This window comes from Desulfobacter postgatei 2ac9, from assembly GCF_000233695.2.
GTDB lineage: Bacteria > Desulfobacterota > Desulfobacteria > Desulfobacterales > Desulfobacteraceae > Desulfobacter > Desulfobacter postgatei.
Window position 1 is genome coordinate 3,212,054 of record NZ_CM001488.1, and the last position, 14,412, is coordinate 3,226,465.

Genomic DNA, 14,412 nt, shown 5'->3' on the forward strand with positions numbered 1-14,412 from the left:
TCGCCTCTCTTAAACGATGTAGTAAACACTGGGTTCTGTACCCAGTTCCTGTTTACGTCTGATTGTATAATGTTCTTTCAGCAGACCACGGATTTCAGATTCTGGATCTTCCAGGTCGCCTACGACGATAGCGCCTTTGCTTGCTTCCACACAATGGGGCTGTTCACCTTTAGCCAGACGTTCGGCGCAGAGGTTACATTTTTCAACCACACCCTTGCTGCGGGTGGGGAAACCCGGGACTGTCTCTTCAATGAAGGGACGTGGATCTCTGAAGTTGAAACTCCTTGCGCCGTAGGGACAGGCCGCCATACAGAACCGACAGCCGATGCAGCGGTGGAAATCCATAAGGACAATGCCATCTTCCCGCTTGAAAGTCGCCTGGGTGGGGCATGCCTGTACACAAGGCGCGTTTTTGCAGTGGTTGCAAGTCACAAGGAAAGGAAGGTGGTGGAACTTTTCAGCCAGAAATTCATCCTCCTTGTCCGGAAAAGCATAGTGGAATTGCTCGGGCCAGATCCATTTAATATCCTGTCCATCCCTGAACGGACGGGTGCCGGGATACTTTTCAGGGTCCGGGGTCATGGTAAAATCCGGTACGTTATGGGCCTTATGACAGGCTTCCCTGACTGCTTCAGCAACTTCTTCGTTCAGTTTGGAGGTGTCAATGACCATACCCCAGCGTTTGGCATGCAGGGCCTCTTCGTTTTTTGATATTACAGGTTGGGCACTGCCGTGGGGTTCTGATGCGGCAAGATTCATTACCGGAGCAGCACCCATTCCGATGGCAGCAATACCCGCTACTTTAAGAAAGCTTCTTCTGCTCTTTATCATCATTTAATCTCCTTGGGGTTGGTGTGACACTCCCAGCAATAGGGGCTCACAGAGGCATAGTCGTGGCAGCTGTCACAGAATTTTGCTTTATCTTCATGGCAGCCCAGGCAGGAGTTTTCACCTGTGGACAGGCTCATGTTAAAGGTCTGGCCGTTGGTTCCGGTGTATTTTCGGTCACCGTTGCGCACAACAGAATCGCGCCACACATCCAGCAGGTACATATGTTCTGTCCGCATTTCATATTTGTCCAGAACACATTTCTTAGCTGTTGCCGCCTTTCCCAGCAGTTCCGGTTTGGGGGCGGCCTGTGTGCTTGTGATCAGGTTAAACCAGAACGGAGAAAGAACGGCGAGTACAAATACCACAAGTCCTGCCATAATCATATTTTTACTCATCTTATTCCTCCTCTACCCCGGGCAGGGGTTCCATTCTCAGGTCCTCGGTTCTTTTCTTTTCACCCGGTAGAATCAACGCATTGCCCACAAGCTCGTGAACACCGATGACATCGACTTCAGGCACCCAATATTCACACATGGTAGGAAGTGCAGCCCTGTCAATGGCGCAGATGGTGGCTAAAGAATTAACCCCGAATTTCTCATGAACATATTTAACGGCATTCGCCCGGGGAAGGGCGCCGGCCATTCTAAGCTCAATATTTTCACCGGCATTCAGACCTGCACCGGAACCGCAGCAGAAGGTCTGCTCTCTGATGGTGTTCGGCGGCATTTCATAAAAATGATCTGCACATGCCTTGATACAATACCTGGGTTCGTCCAGAATTCCCATGCCACGCGCAGGGTTGCAGGAATCGTGGAAGGTCAGGATCCGGTTGGCGTTGCGGCTCTTGTCCAGTTCCAGCTTGCCGTGTTTAATCAGGTCCGCTGTGAATTCGCAGATGTGAACCATCTTGGTGGATGCGGCATTTTCAAACCGGGTGCCGGTGATGGGATTCACCGGTACTTCAAGGAAGTCGGCAGGGCCGTTCATGGTATCCATGTACTGGTTGATGACCCGCCACATATGACCGCACTCCCCGCCCAGAATCCATTTGACGCCCAGGCGTTTTGCTTCGGCGTACATTTTGGCATTGAGCCGTTTCATGGTCTCATGGGAAGTAAAGAAACCGAAGTTGCCGCCTTCGGAAGCGTAGGTTGACCAGGTGACATCCAGTCCGTATTTATCTTTAAGATATTGGAACAGAATCAGATAGCCCTGACAAGTATATGTGCCGGGATCGGCAAATACGTCGCCCGATGGGGTGATAAAAAGGATGTCAGCGCCTTTTTTCTGGAACTGGGGTGCACAGTTGACACCTGTGATTGCTTCGATATCTTCAACAAAGAATTCCAGCATGTCTTTGAAGGCGTGGGGCTGGATACCCAAGTGGTTGCCGGTCTTGTAACAGTTGGAAACCGGTGTGGCAATCCAGTCGATATTCAGGCCCAAAAGGTTAAGCAATTCTCTGCCGATAATGGTGATTTCAGCGGTATCAATGCCGTAGGGACAGAATACTGAACAGCGTCGGCACTCTGTGCACTGGAAAAAGTAGTACCACATCTCTTTGAGTGCATCCAGGGTCATCTCTCTTGCGCCTAAAAGACGTTTGCCGCCCGGGATATTTTTCATGATCTTGCCGACCATGGTGAAATCGTTACGGTAAATGGATCGTAGCAATTCAGCCCTCAGCACCGGCATATTCTTGGGATCACCGGTTCCAAGGAAGAAATGGCATTTGTCTGCACAGGCACCGCAGCGTACGCAGATGTCCATAAATATTTTAAAAGTACGGAAACGCTCCAGCCGTTCTTTGATCCCCTCATGTAGGATCTCTTGCCAGTTTTCAGGCAGTTTCCAGTCACTATCTAGGGGATTCCATTCCCTGGCATTGGGAAGACCCAAGGTTTGGACACTTTCCGCTTTAGCGGCATAGCAGTACATGCCGGGCCGGATCTGAACGGATTTGGTAGTGTCCAGCCAGTTGCTGGGCTCGGAGCTAGACCGGGGACGATAGTTAATTTTGTCTAATGCTTCATCCGGTGTAAGTTCGTCAGCCATCTATCACTCCTTTTTATCCACCGGCAGGCCGGCTTCAATCATTTTGTCTCTGAAGTGGTCCTCATACTGTTCATACGTATGGATGGGCACATCATAGTTCCAGGGGTTAATATGCCGTTTGGCCCGGGTGTTGTTGGCCATGTTCCGGGTCGGGCTCAAGAAGATGCCGCCCATGTGCATCAGTTTGCTCATGGGGAAATAGGCGAACAGAATGCTCACAAGGAAAAGATGGCCGTAGAACAGTCCGCCGACTTCTTCAGGAATATGGGGATGGAAGGTAACCAGTCCCATGGTCAGTTCCTTGATGCCGGTGATATCCACCTTGGTGAAATAGCGCATGGCAATACCGGTTGCGGCAATGCCGATGATCAGGAACAAGGGGAAATAATCAGCAGCCTGGGAGATATAACTGATTTTTGCATCAAAAATTCTGCGGCTTAAAAGGAAAAGCGCTGCCAGCAGAAGCACAGGCCCGGAAATGAACAGCCCGGGAAGACCAACCTGGATAATTCCGTCCAGATATTCAAGAAACTGAATGCTTCCGGGAACAGGCGCAGTGAAAAATCTTACATGCCTGAGAAGAACCACCAGGAATGCGTAATGGAATGCAAGCGCGCCTACCCATAAAAAAATTTCCCAGGAATAGGTGAGTTTATTGGACGCATGCCGGTTAAACGCCGCTTTTGTATTTCTGAACAATGACCTGAAAGCAAAAATTTCCAGGAGCATTCTTACAAAAACGCCGGTAGATGTGTTCGGGTTGTCAATGGTGTTCTGTTTGATCCATGGCAAAGATTTCTGCTGGCCGCAGGTTGTAGGAATCCTAAACGGCACGGCAGAGTCTGCCCATCCTTTGACCTTGATCACAAAGCCAATAAGGAATGCGGCAACTGCCAGGTACGGAATCAGTACACCAAAGACCACCTGAAGCCCGAGTCCCTCAACCCCTGCATAAGCCAACAGGAAGAGCAGAAAGACAGCAGTAAGGGGGATCAAGTACCTTTGATTCATGTTATAACCACCTCATTATTTTATGTATGGCCCGCCATTATCGCGCCATACATGTTAAGATTTTTTGGAGCCTAAGAGGTCTTCCTCTGACAGCTCCGCTACTAAACCTGCCCTTTCAAAGGCGCGATGGATGCGTCGTTTGCTCTCCGTGGCCTTTAAAAGGAAAATATCCTCTCTACATTTCATGTACCGGTTGAAAGCAGCCAGGGCAATTTCGTCCACCAGGCGATAAAATTTTATAATATCTGCCTTTTCAATGATGCTTTCACCAATTTCCTTTAATGCAAATACAAAACTTACGGCATTTGCAGGGTCAAATGCCTGAACCGCACGAATTCGAATGACCGGGTCAAGGGCTTTTTCAAGACCATCCCGGCTGAAATTTTCTGTAATAAGGTTTAAAACATCTTCAAGGGTTTCCCGGGTGACAGCCCCTATAGGATTGTCAAAACGGTTGGAATTTTTGCCCAGAATCCTTGCGGATTCTTCAGGATAGGTATTGATGGTGGCACGGAACCAGCTGTCCAGCAGTTGATTCAGATTTTTTTTTATAATTTGTTTCACGGTGTATTAATCTTTATTTATAAAATGTCAACGGGTTAATTTGCGCAATTGATAGAAGGATATAAACTCCCCCCAATTTTATGTCAAGGGTAAACCTGATTTGGTTTCTGAATGAAAGTTGCCGTGTTTTGGGCTTTTGTCCAGCGCGTGAGAGATAATTACCCCTGATGGTTTTCGTTAAGAAAAAATTTATGGTAAATGTTTATTTTTGTCTGAAAATAGTGTATCCACTATTGCATTTTATTAATTAGATACAATGCTGCCGGTAATGCTCCTTTCCGGTGTCAAATCAGTTTTTCCAAGAAAGGGCAGATATGAAAAGCGTTCTGTTTTTGTTAATTTGTTTTTTTGCTACCAGTACCTATGTCGCAGCCCAGGATCATTTCGATTTTGGGGAATGGGGCGTTTCATTAGGATATGGTCAAAGTATAGACCATGTTGATATTTATCGTGCAGGGTTTTTAAAACAATTGAATGCAAAATGGATTGAGAGCAAAACCGGTTATGCGCGCGGTTATTTTGAGTTGTCATATAACCGCTGGGAGTCGGGCAGGGAAGATGTTAACGCCGTTGCATTCTCTCCGGTCTTTCAGTATGTCTTCTATGCAGGAAATGCGACTTGGTATCCATATATAGAGGCAGGGGTTGGTGTTGCCTGTCTTGACGATTATACTATCAATGACAGGAACCTGTCCTCAAATCTTCTGTTTGAAGATAGGGTTGGGGCCGGTATCAGAATTAAAAATGTGGATATCAGTTTCCGCTACATGCATTATTCCAACGCCGGGTTAAAAGAGCCTAATGATGGAATTGACATACTGATCGGCACCCTGGCCTGGTACTTTTAACCCGGTTTTCTAAAATACAGAACCAGGCTTTTTCCAAGCACCGGGTTTAGCAGGCGGTCAATAAAGGTGGTCAGTGCCGGTTTTTTCATCAGATCCCATACCAGAAGTCTGTGGTAGAGATTGACGGCAATCGAATCGGTCCGGGTGGGGCCCACAAAACATTTAAGCCACCAATAGGGACTGTGGATGCTGTGGGCATAGTGGCAACCCAGGTACTTGGGGCCTTTGTTCCGAAATTTTTCAATAATATTTTTTTTACTGTAGATTCTCACATGACCCATGTCGGCGTTGTAATATTCATCTGACAGCTGCCAGCAGATCCATTCGGGCCAGGCCCGGGGAACACTTACGGCCAGTGTTTTGCCCGGCTTGACAATACGGATCAGTTCTGAAACAGCTTTATCGTCGTCCGGGATATGTTCCAGGACCTCCGAGCAGATCACCACATCAAAACTGTTATCCTCAAAGGGAAGCGCCGTGATATCCATGGCAGACAACGCCCAGTTTCTGCAGGATAGGTCATCAAGGTCCGCGTGAAATTCAAGTTTGCTTTTGGTGGCCATAAGGTTGTCATATCCGAAGTCCCCACCAATGCAAACCGCACAGGATTCCCGGCAGGCCCTGATGGTGTGGCGCCCCTCGCCGCACCCGATATCCAGAACCAGGTTTCCGGGGGCAATGCCCAGACGTTTAAAGTCCATGGTAATCATCTATCACCTCCCGGTAGACTTGGACCGTGCGCATGGCGCATTTTTCCCAGGTAAATTCCCTTTTGACCCGCTCATACCCCCGGCAGGCCAGATTTTCACGCTGTTTTTCATCGTCCAGCAGTTCAATGATCGCCTTTTCAAGGGCTTTGGCATCCCCGGGGGGCACAAGTTTTGCCGCATCCCCTGCAACTTCGGGTAATGCCCCACCGGTTGTTGAAATCACCGGTACCCGGCAGGCCATCGCCTCTCCAACCGGCAGGCCAAACCCTTCGTACATGGAGGGTACTACCGCAATCTGGGCTTTTGCATATTCCAGGACAAAGCGCTGGTGATCAATGCGGCCGGTAAAGTTAATATGGCGTCCAAGATCAAGTTTTTTTACCAGATTTTCGATGCCGCCGTTCTTTTTGGGGATGCCAATGACCGTTAAAGAGACCTCTTTGTGCGTTAACACCCCTTTCAGTGCGTAAAGCAGGTGGTATAAGCCTTTAAGGGGCATATCCGCGCTGTTGGTGACGATCAGGCGTCCGGGTTCCTTTTTTACATGGTCCAAGGGGAAAAAATTATCCAGATCAATGCCGTTGGGAACGGTTTTGAGCCTTGACTCAGGTATTTTAAATTCTTTGGCAATATCCGTTTTTGAGCTGTCAGATACCGTGATAATAGACGATAATCTTCGGGCAACACGTTTTTGCATGCCAATAAAGGAGTACCAGCGAAGGACTTGGAGCTTTTTATAAAAAGACCTGGTTGCCTTAAGCGCCAGACGCCGGTCCACGGTTATAGGATGGTGAATGGTGGCGGTAACGGGCAGATCCCGGGTAAGGGACAAAACGCCATAGGAAAGGCTTTGGTTATCATGGAGAATATCATAGCGTTTTGTTCTGCCTTTCATGTAGCGCTTTACCCGCATGCCAAATGTCATGGGTTCGGGATACCCCATGGCTGAGATGTCGAGCCATTCAATCAGGTTGACGGGATCTTTGAGTTCATCAATACGGGGTGTTCTGAACAGATTCTCTGGGTTGTATAAATCCAGGGTGTCGAGCATGGTCAGGTTGACCCCGGCATTGAGCAAAGGGTCCGGGGGACCTGCAATGACTTCCACCTGATGACCCAGATCGGATAACGCATGGCTTAAATGACGGATATAAACACCTTGTCCCCCGCAATGGGGGTTGGACCGGTAGGAGATCAGTCCGATGCGTAGGCCTGTTTTATAAAATGATTTCATGGGAGGATCTTAGATGGTACGCCCGGCTGGAATCGAACCAGCGATCTTCAGCTTCGGAGGCTGACGTGCTATCCACTGCACTACGGGCGCATAAAGTTACGCGCTGTTATACCATATTAGTTGATAAAATCCATATCAAATTTTTCCTTGGCCTCTCCTGCCACATACAGGGAACCTGAAATGCATATGGCGTCATCATCGTAACTTGTTGATATCGCATGTGATACTGCATTTTTTACGTCTTCGATAACCTGCAGGTCTCCTTTGAATATTTTTTTGATTGCTGCGGTGAGTATTGCAGGTTCAATGCTGCGGTTGATTTTGGCTTTGGTCACAATGACCCGCTGGGCCCTGGGCAAAAGCTGAGCCAGCATGGCTTCATAGGGTTTGTCATCCAGGATGCCGATAACCAGGGTCAGTTTTTTATCCCCTAAGGTTTGGTTAAGGTATTTGCCCAGCAGAACGCATGCCTTGAAATTGTGGGCGCCGTCTAGAATAACCAGGGGGCGATCCATGATTTTTTCAAGGCGTCCAGGCCAATTAACCTGGGCAAGCCCTTTATGAACCACTTCCTGGGTCAGTTTATATCGTGGATCAGTGATTTGGTTTTGTTCAAACACCAGCTCCACGGCGGCCAGGGCCAAAGAAAGGTTCTCCCGCTGGTGTTCTCCGGATAACGGTTTGGTAAGACCCTTGAAATTTTGATAAATTCCCTTGTAATTATATGTTGCCTGGCCAGGGGTTTTGCGGATGGAAAACTCTTTTTTAAATCGGTAGAGGGCGGCTCCTTGATCTTTGGCGATTTTGCTCAGCCTGTCTATTCCAGATGGCTGGGATACGGCCGTAACCGCAGGTACACCTGATTTTATGATGCCGCCTTTTTCCCGGGCTATATCCCTGATGGTATGTCCAAGGTATTCGGCGTGCTCAATGGAGAGGTTGGTGATAACACTGACCTGTGGTGTAATAATGTTTGTAGCGTCAAATCTTCCCCCCATGCCGGTTTCAATGATCGCCCATTCCACCTTTTCCCGGGCAAAATGGTAAAAGGCCATGGCCGTGACAATTTCAAAAAAGGTGGCCGGGCGTAATCCATTATCTGCAGCGTCCACAGCCTCGTATGCACTGACCACATCTGCATCACTGATCTGTTGCCCGTTCACGCAGATCCGCTCATTGAATCGGACCAGGTGAGGGCTTGTGTAAATGCCGGTTTTAAACCCGGCAGCTCTGAGGATTGAGGCAATGCAGGTCGCCGTGGAACCTTTTCCGTTGGTTCCGGCCACATGGATCATGCTGTAATTGTCTTGAGGCGTGTTGAGTTGTGAAAGGATGTTTAAAATGGTATCCAGCTCAAGCTTGATACCGAACCGGCCCAGGTTATATATTTTTTCCAGGCACAGTTCATAAGGGGCGTTTGGCATTGAAGATGTCCAGAAAAAAAACCCGGCGTATCAACTAAAAAAGTGATACACCGGATAATTTTCAGTGTGTTAGCTACGTTTTCTGCGTGATCTTGAGGCTGCAATTCTTTGTCTTCTTATTGCCTCTCTCATCTTACGTCTTCTGTACTGACAAGGTTTTTCAAAATTTTTCTTAACCTTGAGACGTTTGAACAGTCCGTCATTCTGAATTTTTTTCTTCAGAATGCGCAACGCTTTTTCAACGTCATTATCAATAACTGTGACAGTAATTTCTTTCAAGCAGCATCGCCCCTTTCAAAATGGATTTAAATATAACCGGCATGGGTTGAGGTGGTCTATTGATATTAGAGCGTAACCCATGACAAAACATGAAAGTAATTCAAAAAAAATGTTGTGACTTTCACATAAAAATATTTATGAAAGGGTCTTTTAACAAATTGAATGCATTAAGGCAAGGAGAAAATGGTTTGGGGGATTTGTTTCTTCAGAGTTTTTAAAAAACCCGGACGCATAGATGCATCCGGGCAGGATATATTTTTACAGCTTGGAGATTAGTTCTGCAGTTACGTCGGGCAGTGGCTGCTCGCCGTTGAGCGTAACGTATTTGAACTCTGCATCAGGCAGATCTCTAAAGTAGTAAGAAGAGGCCAGGGTCCCGGTATTGGTGTCATAATAAATGGAGTGGCGTTTGTCGATGGCAGCCTCGTCCTGGTCATCGGCACGGGTGCTCAATGCACCGCCGCATACCCGGCATTTGTCTCCGTTAGGCTTGATGGCGTCAATGAAAATGTTGTTGGGATGGTTGTTGTCATTTTCGCACAACCGTCTGCCCATAATTCTGTTTTTGGCAACTTCACGATCCAGCAGCATTTCAATAACGTAGTCAAGTTTAATGCCCTGTTCTTTTAACGCGGCATGCAGTTTTTCAGACTGAACTTTATTTCTTGGAAAACCGTCCAGCAGCCAGCCTTTTTTGCAGTCGTCCTTTTTGATTCGGTCGATCATCATAGGGATGGTGATCTCATCAGGTACCAGATCGCCTGCGTCGATATATGCCTTGGCTTTTTTGCCAAGTTCGGTTCCACCCTTGATGTTGTCACGGAAAATGGCACCGGATTCAACGTGGGCAATGTTGTATTTGTCTTTCAGAATTTTTCCTTGGGTGCCTTTGCCGCTGCCGTTGGGGCCGAAAAATAAAATGTTCATCTTCACTCCTTGAGGTTGGTTTATATTCATGTCCTGTCGGAACACGTTCGACATAATCAAGAATCCGTAATATAGGACTACCCTTTTTTTGTCAAGGTATTGCGGCCTTCCTTCATGTGCTGTATATGCTTTGGCTAAGTATCGCAAAGAGACAAACTCACCGATAAACTTAAGGAGGCGCAATCCAGAAAACAGCCGGTGCTATCCTATCAAGTAGCTATGGATGCTCAAAATGGCCGGCAGGATAACCAACCTCCAGCTCCCACCATATTAATAGTTTTGACTTTATCTTGCCCCCAATATGAGCCTTATTTCCGGCAGGATATCAGTTTCTGCCTTTCAATAAAAAAATCAAGCCAGATATCTCTGTGGGTCAGCTGAATAATCAATAGATTTGATTTTTGGTAAGGGAATGGATCGAGTTTTTTTTTCATGTCCCGACAGGAAATATTGTCAAGATAGTTACCGTTTATGTGGATGAAAAGATTATTTTTTGCCCTTGTCATTGCCACGTACAGTTGTCTGTTTTTCTCATTGCTGTCGGGAAAAGATTCGGCAAGCATGAGAAAGACGGTTGAAAACTCCTTTCCCTTGGCTTTGTGGATTGTTGAAACAAAAATTGTTTCTCCCCTTGTTTGCGTGAAATCCTCTATTTTGGACTCCCGCACAAAAACCTCGAAATCGGACTGATACTTTTGCTTATTATGGCTGAGCTCAAAATCGTTTATCAGATGAATACAGGTTTCAATCTGTTCGCTGTTTTTATATTTCTGCCACAACAATTTTTTGGCGCTCGTCCAGTTTTGGTCGCTGATGGTATATCTGTCATCTGAAAAGTTTAGTTGGTTGATAAAATATCTGACCTCAAGTAAATCATAAAGACTGTATAATTCATTAGTCTGGATCAGTTTTACCGGTAATATTATGGCCGCATGTATATTCAGCCCGACTGATAAAATCGAAAAGGGCTGGGGCTGAACCGCAGTGGATGGTCCCCCCGTTGTCACAGATACCTCCGGCATCAAGCAGGTTTTTGCCTGTTAAATCCATTTCTGTATCTATGAAAGCAATTTTGTTCATGAAATTAAAACAGCAAATCCGGGCGTATATGCCTTGTGAAATCTTTGTAAGTCGGTCTTTTTTTTAAAAAAATATCAATATTGGAAATTTTATCAAGGAAAATCGACAGAAAGCCACAAGTACCTCAGCCGTGTGCGAGCCACCTGATTGTAAGATTTAGGTATAGTCCATATTTATCTCCAATTTTAACCCCATAATCTGTCCTTTATGTCGAAATTAAATTGGGACAAGACCTTGAATATGCCCCGGCAAATTGATATTAAGGGCAGGTTATACGCAAGATTCTTAATTCAGACAATCCGGTGTAAACATTAAAATAATTATTCATATAAAAATAAGGGGTGAAAAAAATGACGGAACTGATTGATGTCAGGGCAAGGGAGATTCTTGATTCCAGGGGAAATCCTACGGTTGAAGTGGATGTAACCCTGGCCTGCGGCGCACAGGGTCGGGCCGCTGTGCCTTCCGGTGCCTCAACCGGCACAAGGGAAGCCCTTGAGCTTCGTGACAACGCCGAAAACCGTTTTATGGGCAAAGGCGTGCTCAATGCCGTGGCCAATGTCAATGAAGTGATAGCCCCGGAGATCATCGGCTATGATGCCATGGACCAGGCCGGGTTGGACCGGACTATGATTGACATTGACGGCACTGAAAACAAATCACGACTGGGTGCCAATGCTATTTTGGGCGTCTCCATGGCCGCTGCAAGGGCTGCAGCTGCAGCCAACGGGATGCCATTGTACCGCCATATCGGCGGCCTCAATGCACGGGTCATGCCTGTTCCCATGATGAATATCATCAACGGCGGCGCCCATGCTGCCAACAACCTGGATATCCAGGAGTTTATGATTCTTCCCTTTGGGGCCGCCAATGTGTCCGAAGCTGTCCGCATGGGCGCGGAGACCTTTCATAACCTGAAAAAAATACTTAAAGGCAAGGGGCTTGCCACAGGCGTCGGAGACGAAGGCGGATTCGCTCCGGACCTTCAGTCTAATGAAGAGGCCATTGAAAACATTATTGCGGCCATTGAAGCTGCCGGCTATCGTCCGGGCAAGGACATCGGCATCGGCCTGGATGCCGCAGCCAGCGAGTTCTACAAAAACGGCAAGTATGTATTTGCCTCGGAAAACAGGGAAATGTCCCCTGCTGAGCTCATTGACTATTATGAAAGTCTGATTGACAAATATCCTCTGGTTTCCATTGAAGACGGTCTGGCAGAAGGGGATTGGGATAACTGGGAACTCATGACCGAACGCCTGGGTAACCGTATTCAGATTGTGGGTGATGATATATTTGTTACAAACCCGGATATTTTTAAACAAGGCATTGTCAGGGGTGTGGGAAACTCCATTCTGATCAAGCTTAACCAGATCGGCACCTTGACCGAAACCCTCGACACGATCCAGATGGCCAAAGATTCGGGATATACCACCGTGGTCTCCCACAGGTCCGGTGAAACCGAAGACAGCTTTATTGCCGACCTTGCTGTGGGGGTAAATTCCGGACAGATTAAGACCGGTTCCATGTCCAGAAGTGACCGTGTGGCAAAATACAATCAACTGATTCGCATAGAAGAGGAACTGGGCGATTGTGCCGTATTTCCGGAAGATTTGTTTGTTTTAAAATAATAATTTTTTTTATTTATTCGATGAGGAAAAGGTGAGGTGTTTATTTTGATAAATGCCTCACCTTTATGATTAAAAAAGCGTGGAAGTGAGGAATGGATGGCTGAGATAACTAAATATATTTTTGTAACGGGCGGGGTGTTATCATCATTGGGAAAAGGATTGGCATCTGCTGCCATCGGAATGCTTCTGGAAAGCCGGGGGCTGACCGTGACCATTCAGAAACTCGATCCTTACATAAATGTCGACCCTGGAACCATGAACCCCTTCCAGCATGGTGAAGTGTTTGTCACCGATGACGGTGCGGAAACCGATCTTGACCTGGGCCATTATGAACGGTTCACCAATGCCAAGCTTGGCAAAAACAACAATTTTACCACAGGAAAGATCTATCACCAGGTCATCACCAAGGAGCGCCGGGGCGAATATCTTGGCGGCACTGTTCAGGTGATCCCCCATATTACTGACGAGATTAAACGGGCCATTTGCCTGGTTTCCCAGGATACCGATGTGGTGATTGTTGAAATCGGCGGCACCATCGGGGATATTGAATCCCTTCCCTTTCTTGAAGCCATTCGCCAGTTCAAGACTGATGCCGGTCCCGCCAACGTGATTTACATCCACCTGACCCTGGTGCCATATATCAAAACCGCATGTGAGGTGAAAACCAAACCCACCCAGCACAGTGTCAAGGAACTTCGAAGCATCGGTATCCAGCCGGATATCCTTTTGTGCCGCACGGAGAGTCTTTTGACCCAGGAGATTAAAAACAAGATTGCCCTGTTCTGCAATGTCGGACCTGATGCCGTATTTACCGCCAAGGATGTGGACTGCATTTATGATGTGCCCATTGTCTACAACGAAGAAGGCTTAGGGGACATGATTCTTAAAAAACTGAACATCTGGGCCAGGGCCCCGCGCATTGACGGCTGGCGGGAGATGGTGGAGCGTCTGAAAAATCCAAGGTACAGTGTCACCATCGCCATTGTGGGCAAATATGTGGACTTGACCGAGAGTTATAAAAGCCTGAACGAGGCACTGACCCACGGCGGTATCTCCAATGACACCAAGGTGAATCTGCAATTTGTGGATTCCTCCAACCTGACAAAGGAGAATGTGGCTGACGTGCTGTCCAAGGTCGATGGTGTCCTGGTACCGGGCGGGTTCGGGAACAGAGGAATTGAAGGAAAGATTCTTGCTGCCGGGTATGCCCGTGAAAATAAGGTGCCCTTTTTCGGCATTTGCCTTGGCATGCAGATGGCCGTGATTGAGATTGCACGCAATCTTGCCGGCCTGGAGGATGCCAACAGCGAGGAGTTTGACATTGACACGCCCTATCCGGTGATTTACCTGATGAAAGAGTGGGTGGATGAACAGACCGGCAAGGTGGAAAAACGGGATGAATCCTCGGATAAAGGAGGCACCATGCGGTTAGGTGCTTATCCCTGTCTTCTGGTTGAAGATACCTTTGCCATGAATGCCTATAAGACTGAAAATATTTCCGAACGGCATCGCCACCGCTTTGAGTTCAATAATGAATATAAGGACAAGCTCGTGGATGCCGGACTTGTCATTTCAGGGACATCTCCGGACCATGACCTGGTGGAAATTGTGGAACTTAAAGATCATCCGTGGTTTCTGGGCTGCCAGTTTCATCCGGAATTCAAGTCCAAACCCATGGTTCCCCATCCTCTTTTCAAGGCATTTATCAGGGCAGCCCTGAAAAATAAGAGATGATGGAAGAATTCATCTGCAGATCTCTTTTATGTCGGTGTTCTGGATGAATCGGGAGACATTCTTTTAGACTACCTGCAGTCCTAAATT

The 14,412-nt window shown here is 47.3% G+C and carries 14 protein-coding genes and 1 tRNA gene; 3 read left to right on the plus strand and 12 right to left on the minus strand.

The window, feature by feature from the left end; all coding sequences use genetic code 11:
• Positions 1-9: 9 nt before the first annotated feature.
• From dsrO to DESPODRAFT_RS14840, 5 genes are read right to left on the minus strand one after another with little or no spacing between them, the layout of a single operon-like run.
• Positions 10-834, minus strand: coding sequence for a sulfate reduction electron transfer complex DsrMKJOP subunit DsrO (gene dsrO / locus DESPODRAFT_RS14820; RefSeq protein ID WP_004074466.1), 825 nt, complete (start codon positions 832-834; stop codon positions 10-12).
• Positions 831-1,226: a sulfate reduction electron transfer complex DsrMKJOP subunit DsrJ gene (gene dsrJ, locus DESPODRAFT_RS14825; protein ID WP_004074467.1), complete on the minus strand. Its 396-nt coding sequence runs from the start codon at positions 1,224-1,226 to the stop codon at positions 831-833. The genes dsrO and dsrJ overlap by 4 nt, the downstream gene beginning before the upstream one ends.
• Position 1,227: 1 nt before the next feature.
• Positions 1,228-2,886 carry a sulfate reduction electron transfer complex DsrMKJOP subunit DsrK gene (gene dsrK, locus DESPODRAFT_RS14830; protein WP_004074468.1) on the minus strand — a complete coding sequence of 553 codons (1,659 nt, stop codon included), beginning with the start codon at positions 2,884-2,886 and terminating at the stop codon, positions 1,228-1,230.
• A 3-nt stretch (positions 2,887-2,889) separates the two neighbouring features.
• Entirely contained in the window at positions 2,890-3,897 is a 1,008-nt protein-coding gene (gene dsrM, locus DESPODRAFT_RS14835) for a sulfate reduction electron transfer complex DsrMKJOP subunit DsrM (protein WP_004074469.1), read from the minus strand.
• A 54-nt stretch (positions 3,898-3,951) separates the two neighbouring features.
• A complete protein-coding gene (locus DESPODRAFT_RS14840; RefSeq protein ID WP_004074470.1) occupies positions 3,952-4,461 on the minus strand; it encodes an RsbRD N-terminal domain-containing protein in 510 nt (169 codons plus the stop codon).
• 314 nt (positions 4,462-4,775) lie between these two features.
• Between DESPODRAFT_RS14840 and DESPODRAFT_RS14845 the strand changes: the two genes are divergently transcribed.
• Positions 4,776-5,309 carry an acyloxyacyl hydrolase gene (locus DESPODRAFT_RS14845; protein WP_004074471.1) on the plus strand — a complete coding sequence of 178 codons (534 nt, stop codon included), beginning with the start codon at positions 4,776-4,778 and terminating at the stop codon, positions 5,307-5,309.
• Here the strand turns inward: DESPODRAFT_RS14845 and DESPODRAFT_RS14850 are convergent.
• The 7 genes from DESPODRAFT_RS14850 to DESPODRAFT_RS14880 all read right to left on the minus strand — a co-directional run bounded on the left by DESPODRAFT_RS14850 (position 5,306) and on the right by DESPODRAFT_RS14880 (position 10,890).
• Entirely contained in the window at positions 5,306-6,019 is a 714-nt protein-coding gene (locus tag DESPODRAFT_RS14850) for a class I SAM-dependent methyltransferase (protein ID WP_004074472.1), read from the minus strand. The two genes, DESPODRAFT_RS14845 and DESPODRAFT_RS14850, sit on opposite strands and share 4 nt — an antisense overlap.
• Positions 6,000-7,253, minus strand: coding sequence for a glycosyltransferase family 4 protein (locus tag DESPODRAFT_RS14855; protein WP_004074473.1), 1,254 nt, complete (start codon positions 7,251-7,253; stop codon positions 6,000-6,002). Before DESPODRAFT_RS14855 ends, DESPODRAFT_RS14850 begins: the two co-directional genes overlap by 20 nt.
• 14 nt (positions 7,254-7,267) lie before the next feature.
• Positions 7,268-7,343, minus strand: a tRNA-Arg gene (locus DESPODRAFT_RS14860).
• Between the two features lie 26 nt (positions 7,344-7,369).
• The gene (locus tag DESPODRAFT_RS14865; RefSeq protein WP_004074474.1) at positions 7,370-8,677 is read right to left on the minus strand and encodes a bifunctional folylpolyglutamate synthase/dihydrofolate synthase; all 1,308 of its coding nucleotides are present in this window, start codon (positions 8,675-8,677) and stop codon (positions 7,370-7,372) included.
• A 69-nt stretch (positions 8,678-8,746) separates the two neighbouring features.
• On the minus strand, positions 8,747-8,956 hold the full coding sequence (gene rpsU / locus DESPODRAFT_RS14870; RefSeq protein WP_004074475.1) for a 30S ribosomal protein S21: 210 nt from the start codon (positions 8,954-8,956) through the stop codon (positions 8,747-8,749).
• 258 nt (positions 8,957-9,214) lie between these two features.
• Positions 9,215-9,883 (minus strand): adenylate kinase, encoded by a 669-nt coding sequence (locus DESPODRAFT_RS14875; protein ID WP_004074476.1) that lies wholly within the window; start codon positions 9,881-9,883, stop codon positions 9,215-9,217.
• A 308-nt stretch (positions 9,884-10,191) separates the two neighbouring features.
• Positions 10,192-10,890: a 3'-5' exonuclease gene (locus DESPODRAFT_RS14880; RefSeq protein ID WP_004074477.1), complete on the minus strand. Its 699-nt coding sequence runs from the start codon at positions 10,888-10,890 to the stop codon at positions 10,192-10,194.
• Between the two features lie 423 nt (positions 10,891-11,313).
• Between DESPODRAFT_RS14880 and eno the strand changes: the two genes are divergently transcribed.
• Together eno and pyrG are read left to right on the plus strand one after the other, a co-directional pair.
• Positions 11,314-12,591, plus strand: a complete 1,278-nt coding sequence (gene eno / locus DESPODRAFT_RS14885; RefSeq protein WP_004074478.1) for a phosphopyruvate hydratase — start codon at positions 11,314-11,316, stop codon at positions 12,589-12,591.
• Positions 12,592-12,687: 96 nt separating this feature from the next.
• Positions 12,688-14,325: a CTP synthase gene (gene pyrG / locus DESPODRAFT_RS14890; protein WP_004074479.1), complete on the plus strand. Its 1,638-nt coding sequence runs from the start codon at positions 12,688-12,690 to the stop codon at positions 14,323-14,325.
• The last annotated feature ends 87 nt before the right edge of the window (positions 14,326-14,412 follow it).

Excerpts from the sequence above, each read along its gene's own strand:
- DESPODRAFT_RS14875 (WP_004074476.1), bottom strand. The coding sequence starts at position 9,883 with ATGAACATTTTATTTTTCGGCCCCAACGGCAGCGGCAAAGGCACCCAA.
- dsrM (WP_004074469.1), bottom strand. The coding sequence starts at position 3,897 with ATGAATCAAAGGTACTTGATCCCCCTTACTGCTGTCTTTCTGCTCTTC.
- DESPODRAFT_RS14855 (WP_004074473.1), bottom strand. The coding sequence starts at position 7,253 with ATGAAATCATTTTATAAAACAGGCCTACGCATCGGACTGATCTCCTAC.
- DESPODRAFT_RS14865 (WP_004074474.1), bottom strand. The coding sequence starts at position 8,677 with ATGCCAAACGCCCCTTATGAACTGTGCCTGGAAAAAATATATAACCTG.
- eno (WP_004074478.1), top strand. The coding sequence starts at position 11,314 with ATGACGGAACTGATTGATGTCAGGGCAAGGGAGATTCTTGATTCCAGG.
- dsrO (WP_004074466.1), bottom strand. The coding sequence starts at position 834 with ATGATGATAAAGAGCAGAAGAAGCTTTCTTAAAGTAGCGGGTATTGCT.
- dsrK (WP_004074468.1), bottom strand. The coding sequence starts at position 2,886 with ATGGCTGACGAACTTACACCGGATGAAGCATTAGACAAAATTAACTAT.
- dsrJ (WP_004074467.1), bottom strand. The coding sequence starts at position 1,226 with ATGAGTAAAAATATGATTATGGCAGGACTTGTGGTATTTGTACTCGCC.
- pyrG (WP_004074479.1), top strand. The coding sequence starts at position 12,688 with ATGGCTGAGATAACTAAATATATTTTTGTAACGGGCGGGGTGTTATCA.
- DESPODRAFT_RS14845 (WP_004074471.1), top strand. The coding sequence starts at position 4,776 with ATGAAAAGCGTTCTGTTTTTGTTAATTTGTTTTTTTGCTACCAGTACC.
- DESPODRAFT_RS14850 (WP_004074472.1), bottom strand. The coding sequence starts at position 6,019 with ATGATTACCATGGACTTTAAACGTCTGGGCATTGCCCCCGGAAACCTG.